This is a genomic window from Lysinibacillus sp. G1-3 (assembly GCF_056322905.1).
On record NZ_JBWHYQ010000026.1, the window covers coordinates 1 to 16289 of the forward strand.

Below are 16289 nucleotides of genomic sequence, written 5' to 3' on the forward strand. Positions count from 1 at the left end.
ATGCATAAAGGAGTCCTCCTTGTTTGATGATGGGTCAATGGTCGTTGACACTCATGCATCATACTAGAGGGCTCCTTTTCTTTCAAGACCTCGAACATCCTTCAAACAGGAATGCTGCTCCGTTAGTACAATAAGAAAAAAGAGCTGTCTAAGCAGCTCAATGGTCTTCAAGTAAAGCACTACGTTAGTTTAAGTGTATTCATTCACAAATTCTAAAGAGATTAAAAACTAAATTATTGTAGCTAATTATTGATTTATATACAAATTTACAATGGGTACTACCTGTTCACGTTTTGCCATTGTCTGTTCATCTCCTTAGATTTTTCTACATACAAAAAAGCTCACTCCATCTTCAACAAATTGAATAAGCCTTCTCAGTGGGGGCAAGTTTATATAATCAAGTTTGAAAGTGTGTTATTTTTTACCTAATGATGATCGTGTGTACCATCACTTGTGATAAGGTTCTGGTCCCACTACTTGCCCTTTAACGCCTTAATCGGCCATATTCAGGTATTGCTTTTTCGTTTCATTGCAATAAAGAGGAAGGTTAAGAAACCGTTAACTGCCAATATCGTGATTAGACATTGAATGAGAAATTCGAAGTCTGGAAGGAAAAGACCAACCGTCCTCCATGAAATACCCATACTATATGTGAATAATGGAACCAGTCCGACAGCAAAAATGACGGAGAGGATTCCCGTAGACACCCATACCTTTTTATTTATTGTAGTTCTACGTTTTAACCGGATTAAACTAATTATAGATATAAAAGCCAACAATAATACAACACCAAGCGTAATCCATTGCGTGCTAACGTTTAGTTGTACTAAATCCGGATTTTTCCCGTTCATAATGGATCGGATTCCCTCCATTATACTTAAATACGAAACAGCTTCTAATTCATGGTATTTATTCATTAAAAGAACGGCACCTAGACCTCGTTCGGGAATAAAGAATATTTCCGACTTATATTCAGGCGTTGCACCCGTATGGTAAGGATACTTATTTCCCGATCTTGGGAAGTGCCAACCCAAACCATATCGATTACCGTTTTCTGGTGGTGTTTGTAGTTGTTTCAAACTTTGTTCTGATAATAATTCTCCGCCGTTTAGCATGAATTTTATAAATTTGGTCAGGTCACTGGCGGTTGATGACATATAACCATAAGGCGCTCCCGATTGATCATACAATCCATCACCTTTAACAGGTTTGCCAAACCATGAATGAAAGCCGGGCACAAATCCTCTTTCTACCGCACTTTCATAATCGGCAGTAGTATTGTTCATTCCAAGAGGAGAGAAAATATGAGTTTCCATAAATGCTGAGAATGACTGGTTGGACACTGCCTCAATAATAGCTCCTAAGAGCAAATAGTTAGCTGAATTATATTCATATGCCTCACCGGGAATACGGCTTAACTTTACTCCGCTCAGTTCTGTAACAGCTTGAGTTATACCATGCTCTTTATCACGACCTTGTTGATCTGTCACTTTCATTCCATCATAAGCGCTAATACCGCTTGTTTGTTCTAATAGATGACGTACGGTTATTGATTTTGTGCCATTTGTTTGATAAGTAAACCAGGGGATGTAAGTTTCTATCGGTTCATCTAGTTTAATTTCTCCATCTTCTACCAACATCATAATAGCAAGTGAAGTCAAAGGCTTGCTTACTGACCCTATAAGAAAAGTCGAGTCTTCCGTTACGGCTGACCCGTCACTCATTGTTCCCCAGCTATCCTGAAAGATAGTCTGACCGTTATGTACAACTTCCAACGTAGCCCCAGGAATATCATATTCTTTCAGTACTTCGTTCATAAATGTTTCAATTTGTTGAGCGGTATCGCGACCTTCAGCAGCTAGAGAAAGTGAAGGGGCAATGAGCAGAAAGACGAACAAACATATTACTAATCTTTTCATATTATTACCTTTCATGTTAGTTTACTTGTATATTCAGGTGAACATATAAACTGTTAAACAGAATGAGACTTGCTTAAATAAAGCTCAAGGAGCTCAATCAATAATCTATACGAGTGGTCGATATCAAATTTATCGTCAATAATTTTCTGAAGTGCTAGCCCGTCGAAGCAAGCCAATAGTATACTGGCAAGCGCAGAAGCATTATGGGAATTGCCAACTAAATGCTGCAGCGGTATAGAAAGACTATCTCTCCCATTCTTGAGAATAGACGCTACTTGCTGTTCAAGGTGACCACTTTCGCTTTTTATCCCTAAAGAATAAATTTCATATCGCCAACGATACCAGTCGGGATTGTCTACCGCTCTGGATTTGATTTCAAGTAGAACAGCCTCGGTATTTACAGAGTCATCAGGCTGTCCGTTATATTGCCTTTGGTAATGCTTTTGAATTTCATCTTGTACGGAAAGCAAAAGTTCTTCTTTATTTTTAAAATAATAATGAACAAGTCCAGATGTCATATCGGCTTCATTTGCGATATCTTTTATCGAAGCGTTGGCATATCCTTTTTTTACAAATACTTTGTAAGCCGCATCGATTAATCGTTTTCTTTTGTCGTGTGTACTCATACAACTCCCCCTTTTTTGGTTGGTTAACCAATTAAATTATAATGACCATATAGAATAAAGTCAATAATTGGACGTTGTTCTATTTCTTCACATAAGCCTATCTATATATTTTCTATCTAAAACAATTTCTTTCCTCATTCTGTGTACCATCACTTGTGGTGCTGCGTTCACCGAAACTAATATTAAATTCGTTATTAAAATAGATTTCCTTATTGAACTAACCTGCACCGTTAGCACAAGAAGAATCGCTCTAATTGAACAATCGCCCCCGTTTATGGAATAACAAAAGATTGCCTAGAAGACAGTCTTGATTTAATAAGAAGCATAATAGCACATAAGGATACTAACCATTTAAAGAGAATGAGTTATTTTTTATTCAGCATTTATCACAAAACTTGTAAAAAACTTTTCATCAACAGTGACGGTCAACTTCCACAAACCTACTTTATCTAGAGAAATTTTTGCTCCACTTTTGTTGTTATCAATACCCCATTCATAAAGTTGTAAAGGTTCTTTCATATCTTCGTGTATACCCATTATTTTAAATTTTTTCCCGTTAACTTCAATTGAATCGTCCAAAAAATAAATATCATAAAGCCTTCCCTGATTAACTGGAAATTCGGGTTCATCAACTTTTCCGTTAACTTTAATCATCCCCAATTTCCCTTCTGTGCCATATAATTCAATATTATCCTTTATAAATGTAGCAGATGGTTTCCAATTTATTTTCTCATCTTTACTGCAACCAAATAATAAAGCTCCAAATATGCTAACTAGCATTAACAAAAAAATGTTTAAAGTGAGGTTACAACGCTTCATTAATTTCCTCCCAATTTACATATGTTAATATTTCACAATTCATTATACACTATGGCTAATTTTAATTCTTATGCAGCTAAACTGCCCCGTTCGTATTATAAGGTCAGCCAGATATTTCTGGTTGACCATTATTTATATGGATTTATTATAGCAGTAGCCAGGGTAGAACGTAACTGCCCGTGGGGCTTGACCCCGTCAACTACCCTTCGCCCCCTACTTGCAGAAACATGATTGAGGCTGGTTGGGACTTTAGATCTCGTATAACAAGCGAAGCTATGACACTGCATGGAGGATTAGGGGTAACTGGCAAACTATGATTCTAGGAGGAGATTAATAATGAATCCAGTCGTTGGTCTGGATATTTCAAAAGGAGAAAGCCAGGTTCAAGCATTCTTAGATAAAGGCAAACCATATCGTAAAAGTTTTAAGGTAACTCATACTTTAGAAGGACTTAATGACCTTGTTATATTTTTAAAAGATGTAAAAAACGAGGCTGGTATGAAGCCTACAATCATTTTAGAAGCTACAGGACATTATGGTGCTCCTGTCATACATCATTTAGAAGAACGAGGATATTTATTGATCGTCATTAATCCGTTAATTTCATATAAGGCAAGAGGATCGAGTTTGAGAAAAGTAAAAACGGATGCCATCGATGCCTATCTTCTTTGTGAATTGTTCTATAAAGAGGAATTAGAGCCATATAAAAAGCGTGGTGTGCAGTTATTAAATTTTCGTAATCTTACAAGGCAACATGAAAATATAACTGGCGTAATGATTCAAACTAAGTTGCAATTTCAGGCAGTCCTTGAACAGGCCTTATTGGAAAGACCCCATTCTTCTAAATCATCTTTTTTCATTGTAATGATTGTAGATTTATCATGGAATTTCGCAAAACCATCAATATGAAAATCTGTAATATCTAGATTTGGTACACCATCTAACCAAATAAAGTTAGTAGCGCCAAGATTTTCTCTCACATACTCCTCAATTTCTGATTCAGATAGTTTAGGGTTTCGATTTTTATTAATAACAGCGCTACGTGTTGATAAAAAAGTACCATTACTATCCAGTTCAAATGCTCCTCCTTCGAGTACCACCCTGTTTAGATTTATTCGTTCTATACCTAACTTCTTACTAAGAACACTTGGTATTAAAGCATCTTTTTTATATGGTGTTTTCTTACCCCATCCATTAAATCCCCAATCCATGAGTTTCATATTGTTATCTTTATCGTATACAAAAATTGGTGCTGTATCTCTTGCCCATACATCGTCAGTAGGAACAATATAAAAATCGATTTTGTCCATATTTAGACCCTCATCATACAGAAGGTCATAAATATAATTCTTTTCATATTCATCATATGCGATAATATGGACATTTTCTCCTTCGCTAAGAGCAGCCGTCATCTCAATCCAAATTGGTTCAATCTTTTCTACGTAGCCTTTCCCATATGTAAAGGAATGTGGCCATTGTAACCACGCACCTTCATGTTTGCTGCTTTCATCTGGCATTGTATACTTACCTACGTATTGTTTTTTCACGTATTCGCTTCCCTCTACTTTACTTGGATTACACCCTCCCATAATGAACCCAGCCGTTAATACAGCCCCTGTGCAAAATACAATAAATTTTTTCATAACCAAGATCTCCTTAAGTTTTTATAGTTTTCTCTTGGAAGTAGAATAAGGTTTGACATAGTGTGAAAGTCAAGCAATTATTGCATTTGCTTTTTGAAGACAGGAAAGCTAATTTGCGTCACATACTCCTCTTCAAGACAGTCACATTCTGAACCTTTTAAGTAGGTTTCATATGGTGGACCATCCATGCTGTAGCCGTTGCTTTCTGCCCACTCTTCAAGTGCCATGTGCGCATATCCGATATAGTCATAACTTCCAATATGCAAAGTAGTAGCAACAATATTTTGGGGAAGTTTTTTTATTTGCCATTCTCTTGACATTGATATTTCTTCGTCATTTTTATGAATGATTGGTATCATTAGTTCAATATCACATTGTTCAGGAGTAAACTGTTCATCAAAAAAAATGGTTGAGGGAACACCGAGTAACTGAATATTTCTTTCTTTCGCCTTATCGTAAAGGGAATCAATATACCTGTCCATGTCATCAATATTAATCTGTAATCTTTGACTTACGACACTGATCTCATTTCTTATTCCAAGCGTTATATCATATGGTCTTTTTACTCCATGTAATAAATCCACTTTCTTTTCAATCAACCCTTGCATCTCCGTAATAATCTGTCTATTTCGACTCATTTCGTTTGATATTTCACCTATTTTGGTTTGTATCATGCCGATAAATATTGAACTGTCTGATGATTGGAGAATCGTTCTAATTTCGGTTAGAGAAAATCTAAATTCTTTTAGTTTCTTGATTCGTAATGCCGTGTCTAATTGACTCTGGTCATAATATCTGTAACCGTTTGTTGTATCTACAAGTACTGGTTTCAAAAGTTCTTCCTTATCGTAGTGTCTTAACATGCGAGCACTCATTTTGCAAAGCTGTGAAAATCTGCTGATTGTGTACATACTTCTCCCTTACTTATTGTAATTATATTTTTCAGGTAAAATCGGTAGTAAAATGTCTGAAGCTTATGATATCAATAGCTTCTCGCAAAAAGCAAGAATGTGAAGTAAGAGCGTATTCCTTAAGACATTGAAAAGTACTCGTATATCTAAAAACTACAATACAGGTATTTCGGCATGCATATGCAAGCGACGATAGCCAGACACGCTGTCATTTGTCATTTCTACACATTCATTAAAATTAATTTTTACATATATATAATCAATTTGTTCTTTTTCCGTTATCATCCCATTTTCCAGAAACTGCAGATAACATTAGCCATGGTTCAATAAACATATTAATTAAAATATGAGCTACGATTGGTACAAAGGTACTTCGTGAAGCTACAATATAAAGCGTTGCGAGAAGACTTCCTAATATTGTGGTACTTATAATAGCAGGTAATGCAAACTTCCAATCCCTTTTCAAAAGTAGCCACACACCGTGAGCAATACCAAAGAATATCCCTGAAATTAGTATTTGTGTCACGTCTGAAAATCCAATAGTTAATAAGGATTCCATAAGTAAATGTCTAAAAACAACTTCTTCTACTATCCCTGTTACAATTGCAGCCCATATTCCAATTACTTTAAGCCAAGAAATTGTAAATAAATGTGCTTTTACGAAAGGTAATGCACTAATTGTATAAGCAATGTATCCCGATATGATAAAAAGCGAAAAAATCCAAATAAAAACATTTGAAAATACTTCTGCCCTAAAGCCAATTCCATTTTCTATAAAACCTTCTGGATTATTAAAATACCAAAAAATGATACTAGTTGTAAGCATCGTTGAAATACTTACTAAGATCCAACTAGTTTTATTTCTTTCACTTGAAGTAGTCAATTCATTCATAATAGCCCTAGCCTCCTAATCATGAACTAGCCGAATACTCATTTCTTCGAAAAATTCATGTTCTAATTTTGTTTAGACCTCTATTTCGTTTGATGTACATCTTATCTGAACTCAATATAACGAACGAAATATTTGCCAACAATACGTTCGGAGTAACATGTTGTTATGATTGTCTAAGATGCCTTTTTCAAAGCATGACCTACATTCCCCTAAATGATGGATATGCTATAATTTTTTTCAAGAGGTGATCAAGCTGAAAATAGAGGTAAAAATAGATTCCGAGTATGAAGAGCCGCATGTAACAATTTGTACAGCAAAACTTACGCCTACGATACAAGCTGCTATTTCTTTATTGCAACAAGAGCAAGAAGAACAAATTTTAACAGGGATAGCAAATAATAAAACATATATCATTGATCCAAATTCAATAATTGTTATTCGAACGGAAGGAAGAGAATTAGCTTTATATGATGTAGCTGATAATCGTCTCATTTTAAATAAACCTTTATATGAATTAGAGCGACAATTAGGGAATAATTTCATTCGGATTTCTAAATCTGCAATTATAAATCTAGCAAAAGTTAAAAATATCGAAGCTTCATTTAATGGAACATTGGAGATTGAGCTAGTTCTAGGAATCAAAGAAATTATTTCTCGTAATTATCGAAAGCAATTTAAAAAGCGTTTGGGGGTTTAAGTTATATGCATTTTTTTAAAAATGTAGCATTTGGTGTAAGTATGGGGTGTACAGTTTTTGTTTTGATTAATCTTTTTGGTTCTTGGATTTTTGGAGAGATTTTTTTAGAAGCTATTACGGCTGATTTTACACATCAGGCTCTAGGTTCAATTATTGTGGGACTAGCTTGTGTATTACCATCCCTTATTTACCAAGTAGAACGTTTAACGTTTTTACTACAAACAGCTATCCATTTTGCAATTTCTATAGGTACTTTTATTGTTGTTGCGCTATCTTTAAAATGGCTTCCAACATCATCTCTAGCAATAACTTTGTTAATGCTATTTTTTAGTGTTTTGCTCTTTACTCTTATTTGGCTGTTATTTTATTTATATAACCAATCTGAAGTGAAAAAAATGAATAAAAAGATTGATGAGCTAATAAATAAAAATAATATCCTATAATTTTTTATTAAGAGAAAACTAATGTGAAATTTCAATACAAGGGGGAAAATGAAATGTTTATCAAAACGAACAGACTATTAATAAGAGAGTTCGAAGTTCAAGATTGGCAAGCTGTCTATGAATATACTTCAAATCCAACTGTGATGAAGTATATTCCAGAGGGCGTTTTTAATGAGGAGCAAGCAAAAAAGTTTGTTTCAGAAAATAGCGGTGAAAAAGCAAAACACTTCCCTATTATTTTACTAAGTGAAAATTTTGTTATTGGCCATATTGTTTTCCATCAATACTTTGGCGATCATACGTATGAAATTGGCTGGGTATTGAATCCGAGCTATTACAACAATGGATACGCCTCAGAAGCAGCAAAAGCTGTACTGGACTATGGATTTAAAGAAATGAAACTGCATAGAATTATTGCAACTTGCCAGCCGGAAAATATCCCATCCTATAAAGTGATGGAGAAAATTGGCATGAGACGCGAAGGTTATTTTAAAAAATGTATTCCACATGGAGATGAGTGGTGGGATGAATACTATTATGCTGTCTTAGATGAGGAATGGATATAAGATATTTTCACTTCGGCTATTTCAAGATCTACATCGTCGTATTAAAATAGATGGGAGAATTATATGAAAAAGACAGCTGTATTATTGTATCCCCAATTTAGTGAATATGAATTGAGTGTAGCATTATCTATATTAATGCAAGGAGATAAACCCATTGTTACTGTTGGATTAAACACTGAAAAAATTAAAGGGGAATCTGGGTTATCTTGTATAGCCGATACACAAATAAGTGAAGTTAATCTTGACGAAATCGATAGCTTATTGCTACCAGGCTGTATGGATATAGCTTTACTAATAAATGAGCAAAAATTAATTGATTTTATTGGTAATGCGCATGCCAAAGGAGCAACAATTGCAAGTATCTCTAGTTCTCCATCTCTTTTAGCGAAAGCCGGAGTATTAAAAAACAGAAAATATACTGTTGGATTGCCGCTAGAAGTTATAAGAAAATTAGACTTCTTCGATCTTAATCATTTCTCTGAAGACCTAGTTGTCCAAGATGGAAACATCATAACTGCAAGAGGTAGAGGTTTTATACAATTTGGTATTACTGTGGGGAAAGCCCTACATCTCTCGTTTGATGAAGATTGGTACAAAGAATAAAAAAAGCTCTAAATGATATGAAAAATTACTACAATAAAAGATGGCAAGTTTCTAGAGAATATTGAGCAAGAGAGGTAGAAATGGCTACTTCTCTTATTTTATTTCCAAAATGTCCAATCTGTTGGACATTCTTTCGCTTTTATATCAGTCATTTTGGCGTTTCTATCCACGTTTTTCGCTGTTCTATCCGTCACTTTGACGTTTCTATCCACGTTTTTCGCTGTTCTATCCGTCACTTTGACGTTTCTATCCACGTTTTTCGCTGTTCTATCCGTCACTTTGACGTTTCTATCCACCATTTTCGCTGTTCTATTCGTCACTTTGACGTTTCTATCCACGTTTTTCGCTGTTCTATCCGTCACTTTGACGTTTCTATCCACGTTTTTCGCTGTTCTATCCGTCACTTTGGCGTTTCTATCCACGTTTTTCGCTGTTCTATCCGTCACTACTCGTTCCTTCACCTTCATATAAAGCCTTTAAAAAGAAAAAAATCAGTAGGAAAACTCCCACTGATTAAAACGTTACTTTATTTCGTTTCCCTCTAAATGTTCCCGATATCTCCTATGGACAGTGGCTTTGCTTACGTCAAAGCCTAGCCCCCTAAGAGTCATAGCTATTTCCTCAAATGTGAAGCCTCGATTGCGGAGTTTAACGATCTCTTCTATAGGGACATCTTTACGTTCCTGGCCGTTTGGGTTTCCTCGGTTAGATAAATTATTTTCAGGGCGGTAGCCATTTTCAACTGCCCGACGCATGCCACGACGTATTTTAGCATTGTGGATTCTACGCTGGTACTCCTCTACAATTGCTAAAATTTCTAGGAGCATCGTATCCATTTCATTTAATTGTACAGGTCCCGCGTCTCGCATAGAGAAAACATTAGTTTCAGTTTTCTGCAATAAATGCAAAACGGCCATTCGAGCATTTCCACGTCCTAAACGTGTTTCATCCTGCACAAATAATGCTGTTACGTCATTTTCTTTTATGAAATCGAGCATTTCTAGTAATCCTTCTCGTTCCACATCATAGCCGCTATGCTTATCCTTAAAAACAAGCTTCACTTCGTAGCCCAGTTCTTTAGCATAGCGTACTAACTCCTCCTCCTGTCGCTCTAATGAGGAGCTTTGTGTCTCTTTTTCTGTACTCACACGGCAATAGACAACAGCCGATTGTTGTTTTGTTATCATTTTACATTTCTCGCAATTTCAATTGAATTTATAGAATTGGGTTGGTCGTCACCCACTACTGGAATCACTAGAGAATTACCTGCAATAATTCGTACGTTCGATAATTCATTTTCTGCCTTAACAAGCTTAATCCATTCATCCGATTTCATTTTACCACGGTATTGTTCGGCTAACGACCATAAACTATCACCATGTTCGACTTCAATTTCTGCGTATGTGACATCCCCTGGATCTGTTATAAAAAGATATGCCGTAAATAGTAGACAAGCTCCTAATAAAGTTGTAATATGTGGATTTTTTTTAAACCAGTTCATGTGTATAACCCCTTTTCAAGAATGTTTGTTCGGAATATATGTTCTTATAATAATGCGAACAAACGTTTTTGTCAAACACTTTTCGAACCTATGTTTGCTTAAGTGTTCGCATTCTGCTATACTACTAATAAGTAGAATGACTAGAAAAAAGAGGTGAGCAATCATGAAAAAAGTTTCGAAAAGACAAGAGGCCATATTAGATTTCATTAAAGAAGAGGTACGCACAAAGGGGTATCCACCATCTGTACGTGAGATTGGTGAAGCAGTTGGACTTGCTTCAAGCTCTACAGTTCATGGACATTTAGCTCGTTTGGAGCAAAAAGGCTTAATCCGTCGCGACCCAACTAAACCACGTGCCATTGAAATTCTAGAGCCAGAGGATTCTATTCAAAAGCAACATGTTATACATGTCCCACTTGTTGGGAAAGTTACTGCAGGTTCTCCGATAACTGCTGTTGAAAATATCGATGAATATTTCCCGCTACCGGATATTTATGGTACAAGTGAAGATCAGTTATTTATGCTAGAAATTATGGGTGAATCAATGATTGAAGCTGGCATTTTAGACGGAGATTTAGTTATTGTTAAACAAAAATCTACAGCTGATAATGGTGATATTGTAGTAGCAATGACCGAAGAGAATGAAGCAACTGTAAAGCGTTTCTTTAAGGAAAAAAGTCATTTCCGTTTACAGCCTGAAAACGCAACAATGGAGCCAATTATCGTAGACCAAGTTTCTATTTTGGGCCATGTTGTAGGTCTTTATCGTCGTGTTCATTAAAAGTATCTCAATAGCAGCGTACAAAAAGAGGATTCTATGTTCACAAATGGGCATATACCTCTTTTTCTTATTTTTGAGTGCCTTTTTATACACTAAAAAAGAACCCACTGTATAATGGATTCTTCCCTCTAGCAATGTATTTAGTTAATTTAAAAAAGCTCATCCCCATAACGTGGGGGTGATTTTCGTTCCGGCCAGGCGCTTTGTTGCTGCCGCTTCGCTTTCGCACAGTTAAAACATTTGTTGCTGCCGCTTCGCTTTCGCACAGTTAAAACATTTGTTGCTGCCGCTTCGCTTTCGCACAGTTAAAACATTTGTTGCTGTCGCTTCGCTTTCGCACAGTTAAAACATTTGTTGCTGACGCTTCGCTTTCGCACAGTTAAAACATTTGTTGCTGTCGCTTCGCTTTCGCACAGTTAAAACATTTGTTGTTACTGACGCTTCGCTTTCGCACAGTTAAAACATTTGTTGCTGACGCTTTGCTTTCGCACAATTAAAACATTTGTTGCTGTCGCTTTGCTTTCGCTACAGAAAACATTTGCCGCTGACGCTTCGCTTTCGCGCAGAGCAGAGCTTCCTAAGGGCGTCCGATGAGCCGCTTTTATGGCATACATCTATTTTTTCATGTTTATTACCAAGTTTATCTTGCCATTTATACAAAATTCTATTCCGTAATGCTTATAAAGTTTTATGCCTCTACCTTGAATTTCAAACTCGCCTTTACAAATGCATAGAATAATTTTTTTGATGCTTCATCACCTACAATGGCTAGCTCTTCAGGATGCCATTGTACTGCTAGACAAAATGGTAAATCTTCGTGTACGACGGCTTCAACGATACCATCACTTGATTTGGCTGCCACTTTCAATTTTTCTGCTGCTGCGTTTATTGCCTGATGATGAAATGAATTTACCGCTATTTTTTCTTCCTCGATAATTGTTGTTAATAATGTATCCGGTGTTAGATGAACATGATGTGTAGCAACGCCCCGTGCCGCTTGTTGCGTATGCTTTATTAATTTTTTACTATGATATTCACTATCAATGTCCTGATAGAGTGTGCCTCCAAATGCAACATTCAGCATTTGAATCCCTCGACAAATCCCGAAAATCGGCATTTTCCGAATAGAGGCCGCTTCAATCAATGAAAGTTCTAGTGAATCCCTTTCCGGATGAATCTTCCCTAACTTTGGTGTAGGTTCTGCACCAAAAAGAAATGGATGTACATCATGTCCGCCCGATAGTAATAATCCGTCCGTCAACGATAAAATTTGTGCTACATCCTCTTCAACTCCAATCGGAATTATAAGAGGTACACCCCCAGCTTCAATTATACTTTTGCTATAAGCAGCATTTAATCTTGAGGACAAATCATCCTCCGCAAAGGCTGTTATTCCGATAATTGGTTTCATCTTATCCCCTCCATGATCTTTATCTAGCATTAACTACCTATAAAAGCTTGAAGACTATTAATCATCGAAGGACTCCCCCACTGATTAATTACCAAAACCCAAGATACCAATTCATCAACGCATCCCCATAGAAATAGATAATAATAGCAGCTAAAGCAATAGAAGGTCCGAATGGTATAGGCGTTTTTCTTCCCTTTCCACGTACTTTTAACACTACTATTCCAACAATCATGCCAATGACAGCAGCTATAAATAGTGTAAGAATTGCATGTATTGTCCCGAGTACAAGACCAAGTAAAAAGAATAGTTTAATATCGCCTCCACCCATTCCACCTCTTGATAGGACAGCTATACAATACAATATTCCAAAACCTACCAAAGCACCAACTACACTGTCCCACCACGGAGACAAAGGAGATATGACGCGTCCAAAAACGAGCAATGGTAAAAAGAATAATAGCACTTTATCAGGTATAAGCATATAAGCAAAATCCGACACGACAATAATGACTAATAATGAAATAAATAATAGTGCTACAAAAAATTCTGCACTAAAGCCTAATTTCCAATAAGCAAATGTAAATAACATGCCTGTTATAAGTTCCATCAATGGATAAATCCAAGAAATTTTTTGCCCACAGCTTCGGCATTTCCCCCCAAGATATACATAGGACAAAACAGGTACCAAATCAAGCGCCGTCAACTGTCTCTTACAAGAAGTGCAATGCGAAGGTGGACGCACAATGGACTCCTTCAAAGGCACACGTAAACCAACTACATTAAAAAACGAGCCTAAAACGAGCCCAAATATGAAAACAGTAATTGTATAAGCAATTTCCATCTTTTTATCCTCCTATACTAATAGACGCCCATACATTTAAGTATGCGCGCCAATCAATTAAGCCTCGGCATAATTGCGTCTGGAATCGGCTTTGTGCTTAGACCTGCACGAGGGCCGACACGATGTCGGTCATTTCGGTAATGCCACAGGACCTGGCGTTTTTACCGATGTAGGTCAGTTACCCGTTATCGCATGGATGCGATGATTTTAGGCTAACATCCTTTCCGATTACGTGACATCCGCCGGAGGCTTTAACTTCTTTCAGCAGTTTTTTGGACACTAGCTGAAAGAAGTTTATTATTGTTGTCCTTCATAATAGAACGTCGTTACTTGTATGGTAGATTTTAAGGTTGTATCTGCATCCTCCTGGAACTTTGCTTCCTCTCCAGTTGCTGTGAAATCGATAGCATCAATTTTCATCACACGATTAATTTTTTCAATCTCTTTTATAAATTCAACCATTGCATTTTTATCCAGTGCGACAACATCAATATTAAATGTTACTAATTTTAATTCCTTTGGTAAGGAATCTTTATTGAGAGTAGCAGTTGGTATTTTATCTTTCACTTCAGGTGTTTCATCATTCTTAGCAACAGCTTGTTCCTCAGCTTCATTTGCAGATTGCTTTGGTTCAACCTGTTCCTCAGAATTTGTCGAGTTGGGATCTGTCATAGTAGAATCCATTACAAGTGAATCATAATTATTAAAATCCACAGCTTCTACCCGTGTTCCCGTCACCGCTTCAGTCTCTTCAATATTTCGAATTACCTCTTCAATAGCTCGAGTTTGAGGTACTTTTTTACGCAATGTTAAATTACTTCCACTAGATGATTTGCCATTCTCTTCAATTAAAGCAATCTGCTTCTGAATAGTAGACATTTCTTGTTGAAGGGAGCTAATTGAACTTTCCTTCGCATCTACTTCTTCTAACTTAGGTGTTACTAAATAGTAATATAGCGCAAATAAAATGGCTGCAATGAAAGCTGTTAAGATAAGAATCGTTGAATTTTTACTACTAGTCATGATTCTCTACCTCCAGCAAGAAATTTAAAATCAATTCCTAATGTAATCGTTGCCGAATAACGTGGCACTTCCTTAAACTTGTTTTTAGTATTTTCTTCCTCTTGATTTCCTATAGATACATCAAAATTAGAAATAGTATCAACCTGAATATCATTGAAATAACGGCTTGCTGTTAGCTTTTCTAAATAAGATGATATGGCTGACATTGTTTCAAAATCAGCCGTAACCTCAACATTTTTTTCGCCAAATACATAATCCCTTAAATACGTTTGCTCGGGTAACAATACCTGGGTCTCATCCATTAAGGGCGTCACTGGATACGAGACTTTTTCCACAAATTGTACAGATTGTTCCAATGAGCCTTCGTTCACATTTCGTTTTACATCTAACTCAGTTTGAAGTTGTTCAAGTTGGGATGAAAGCTCCACTTCCTGCGCACTTAATTTTGTAAGATCACTTTTTGCTTGGAAAAACAAGAAAATCATATATCCTACTATCATACCAATAAGAATTATAAATACTACATAGATTAAGGTAGGTGTTGAATGCTTTTTTTCTAAATCCGGTAAGAGGTTTATTTCTGGTACCATCAGTTAACCTCCTTTAACGCAAGTCCAATCAGGCTTGCAAATTTCTCTGAAAATTGAGGGAATGATTTTTGAATGACTGTATCATTTAACATAATAATCGGTGTCGTAAAATTATTTTCTAAAAACTCTTCAATGGTAGGGAGTAGTGGATTATCTCCTAAAATGATAATCTCATCAACACTTTTCTCACCTTTATGTAAGGAAAACTTAAAGAAATTCATGATACGATCTATTTCAAGCATTTGATCGGTAAGAATGATACGATAATCATCTTCGGCATCTAAACGATAAGCAAAACTAAACTCCTCTTTTTCTTCAAACTCCCACTCCGATAAATCTGTATCAAATGATTGGTACCTTAAAAATTCAAGTTGACCATTCGAAAAAATACTTATCGACAATTCATTGATGGACCAATCCGCTATTAAATAAGTTCGATTATCTTTTATTAATTGCAAATGATCTAACAGACGAATATTACACAATGCACGAATATCTGCTACTTGAGGTTCTAATGAAGCATCGAGTAAAAGTCCAATCATTTTCGTCACTTCTTCTGAAGGTGCTGCAAATAGCATCGCCTGCCCATCACTAGGTTTTGGATCATACACATCAATAAGTGGATCTTGGAATGGAAGATGAATGGACTGACCAAGCTCCATCTCCACATACCCTTTTAATTCATGCCACTCTATATCATCAGGATGCTCAAAGCTCTTTAACAAAACAGAAGTATCCGGTACAAAAATACGCGCATTTTGCTTTTTGCCTGCCCATTTTGCCACATCATTTTTCATGACATCAAACAATTCCATTTCATCATGAATAACAGAACCCTCAACCATTCCCTGTACTAATGGCAATTCATAGCCCTTCCATTGCGACGGGTCAGCACCTTTTGCTACAATCGCACGTAATATATAATCCTTTATCTCAATCGACACATGCGATTTTTTCTTTTTTGTAAACATGGGGAAAGATGCCTCCTTTTTAACTTTGGTTTTAATGAATTAACCATCCATT

General features: G+C 36.2%; 18 protein-coding genes and 2 pseudogenes. 6 read left to right on the forward strand and 14 right to left on the reverse strand.

Features of this window, described 5'->3' with window-relative positions; translation table 11 throughout:
• Positions 1–506: 506 nt before the first annotated feature.
• The 3 genes from ACVYAD_RS22150 to ACVYAD_RS22160 all read right to left on the reverse strand — a co-directional run bounded on the left by ACVYAD_RS22150 (position 507) and on the right by ACVYAD_RS22160 (position 3364).
• Entirely contained in the window at positions 507–1919 is a 1413-nt protein-coding gene (locus ACVYAD_RS22150; RefSeq protein WP_476427970.1) for a serine hydrolase domain-containing protein, read from the reverse strand.
• 53 nt (positions 1920–1972) lie between these two features.
• The gene (locus ACVYAD_RS22155) at positions 1973–2545 is read right to left on the reverse strand and encodes a TetR/AcrR family transcriptional regulator (RefSeq protein WP_403015216.1); all 573 of its coding nucleotides are present in this window, start codon (positions 2543–2545) and stop codon (positions 1973–1975) included.
• Between the two features lie 372 nt (positions 2546–2917).
• On the reverse strand, positions 2918–3364 hold the full coding sequence (locus ACVYAD_RS22160) for a hypothetical protein (RefSeq protein ID WP_476427971.1): 447 nt from the start codon (positions 3362–3364) through the stop codon (positions 2918–2920).
• A 336-nt stretch (positions 3365–3700) separates the two neighbouring features.
• Between ACVYAD_RS22160 and ACVYAD_RS22165 the strand changes: the two are divergent.
• Positions 3701–4192 (forward strand): annotated as a pseudogene (locus ACVYAD_RS22165) (IS110 family transposase); the annotation flags it as partial.
• Here ACVYAD_RS22165 and ACVYAD_RS22170 read toward each other — a convergent pair.
• From ACVYAD_RS22170 to ACVYAD_RS22180, 3 genes and pseudogenes are all read right to left on the reverse strand, one after another.
• Positions 4183–5007: pseudogene (locus tag ACVYAD_RS22170) on the reverse strand (agmatine deiminase family protein); the annotation flags it as partial. The pseudogenes ACVYAD_RS22165 and ACVYAD_RS22170 sit on opposite strands and share 10 nt — an antisense overlap.
• Positions 5008–5084: 77 nt before the next feature.
• Positions 5085–5918 carry a MerR family transcriptional regulator gene (locus tag ACVYAD_RS22175; protein ID WP_476427972.1) on the reverse strand — a complete coding sequence of 278 codons (834 nt, stop codon included), beginning with the start codon at positions 5916–5918 and terminating at the stop codon, positions 5085–5087.
• A gap of 259 nt (positions 5919–6177) precedes the next feature.
• The gene (locus ACVYAD_RS22180) at positions 6178–6810 is read right to left on the reverse strand and encodes a CPBP family intramembrane glutamic endopeptidase (RefSeq protein WP_476427973.1); all 633 of its coding nucleotides are present in this window, start codon (positions 6808–6810) and stop codon (positions 6178–6180) included.
• 244 nt (positions 6811–7054) lie between these two features.
• Here ACVYAD_RS22180 and ACVYAD_RS22185 point away from each other — a divergent pair, with 244 nt between their 5' ends.
• The 4 genes from ACVYAD_RS22185 (at position 7055) to ACVYAD_RS22200 (ending at position 9119) form a co-directional block, all read left to right on the forward strand.
• Entirely contained in the window at positions 7055–7507 is a 453-nt protein-coding gene (locus tag ACVYAD_RS22185; protein ID WP_476427974.1) for a LytTR family DNA-binding domain-containing protein, read from the forward strand.
• 5 nt (positions 7508–7512) lie between these two features.
• Complete coding sequence (locus tag ACVYAD_RS22190) at positions 7513–7950, forward strand: DUF3021 domain-containing protein (protein WP_349659638.1); 438 nt, start codon at positions 7513–7515, stop codon at positions 7948–7950.
• Between the two features lie 53 nt (positions 7951–8003).
• The gene (locus ACVYAD_RS22195; protein WP_476427975.1) at positions 8004–8516 is read left to right on the forward strand and encodes a GNAT family N-acetyltransferase; all 513 of its coding nucleotides are present in this window, start codon (positions 8004–8006) and stop codon (positions 8514–8516) included.
• A 63-nt stretch (positions 8517–8579) separates the two neighbouring features.
• Entirely contained in the window at positions 8580–9119 is a 540-nt protein-coding gene (locus ACVYAD_RS22200) for a DJ-1/PfpI family protein (protein ID WP_349659640.1), read from the forward strand.
• 98 nt (positions 9120–9217) lie between these two features.
• Here the strand turns inward: ACVYAD_RS22200 and ACVYAD_RS22205 are convergent, their stop codons facing one another.
• From ACVYAD_RS22205 to yneA, 3 genes are all read right to left on the reverse strand, one after another.
• Complete coding sequence (locus tag ACVYAD_RS22205; protein WP_476427976.1) at positions 9218–9565, reverse strand: hypothetical protein; 348 nt, start codon at positions 9563–9565, stop codon at positions 9218–9220.
• 75 nt (positions 9566–9640) lie between these two features.
• Positions 9641–10306: a YneB family resolvase-like protein gene (locus ACVYAD_RS22210; protein ID WP_476427977.1), complete on the reverse strand. Its 666-nt coding sequence runs from the start codon at positions 10304–10306 to the stop codon at positions 9641–9643.
• Entirely contained in the window at positions 10303–10620 is a 318-nt protein-coding gene (yneA, locus tag ACVYAD_RS22215) for a cell division suppressor protein YneA (protein ID WP_349659643.1), read from the reverse strand. The genes ACVYAD_RS22210 and yneA overlap by 4 nt, the downstream gene beginning before the upstream one ends.
• 163 nt (positions 10621–10783) lie before the next feature.
• Here yneA and lexA point away from each other — a divergent pair, with 163 nt between their 5' ends.
• Positions 10784–11401, forward strand: a complete 618-nt coding sequence (lexA, locus tag ACVYAD_RS22220) for a transcriptional repressor LexA (RefSeq protein WP_349659644.1) — start codon at positions 10784–10786, stop codon at positions 11399–11401.
• Between the two features lie 688 nt (positions 11402–12089).
• Here lexA and ACVYAD_RS22225 read toward each other — a convergent pair.
• From ACVYAD_RS22225 to pilM, 5 genes are all read right to left on the reverse strand, one after another.
• Positions 12090–12812 (reverse strand): gamma-glutamyl-gamma-aminobutyrate hydrolase family protein, encoded by a 723-nt coding sequence (locus ACVYAD_RS22225; RefSeq protein ID WP_476427978.1) that lies wholly within the window; start codon positions 12810–12812, stop codon positions 12090–12092.
• A gap of 88 nt (positions 12813–12900) precedes the next feature.
• The gene (locus ACVYAD_RS22230; protein WP_476427979.1) at positions 12901–13653 is read right to left on the reverse strand and encodes a prepilin peptidase; all 753 of its coding nucleotides are present in this window, start codon (positions 13651–13653) and stop codon (positions 12901–12903) included.
• A 297-nt stretch (positions 13654–13950) separates the two neighbouring features.
• Positions 13951–14676, reverse strand: a complete 726-nt coding sequence (locus ACVYAD_RS22235; protein WP_476427980.1) for a potassium transporter — start codon at positions 14674–14676, stop codon at positions 13951–13953.
• Positions 14673–15266, reverse strand: a complete 594-nt coding sequence (locus ACVYAD_RS22240; RefSeq protein ID WP_476427981.1) for a PilN domain-containing protein — start codon at positions 15264–15266, stop codon at positions 14673–14675. The genes ACVYAD_RS22235 and ACVYAD_RS22240 overlap by 4 nt, the downstream gene beginning before the upstream one ends.
• Complete coding sequence (gene pilM / locus ACVYAD_RS22245; protein WP_476427982.1) at positions 15266–16237, reverse strand: type IV pilus biogenesis protein PilM; 972 nt, start codon at positions 16235–16237, stop codon at positions 15266–15268. The genes ACVYAD_RS22240 and pilM overlap by 1 nt, the downstream gene beginning before the upstream one ends.
• Positions 16238–16289 lie beyond the last annotated feature (52 nt).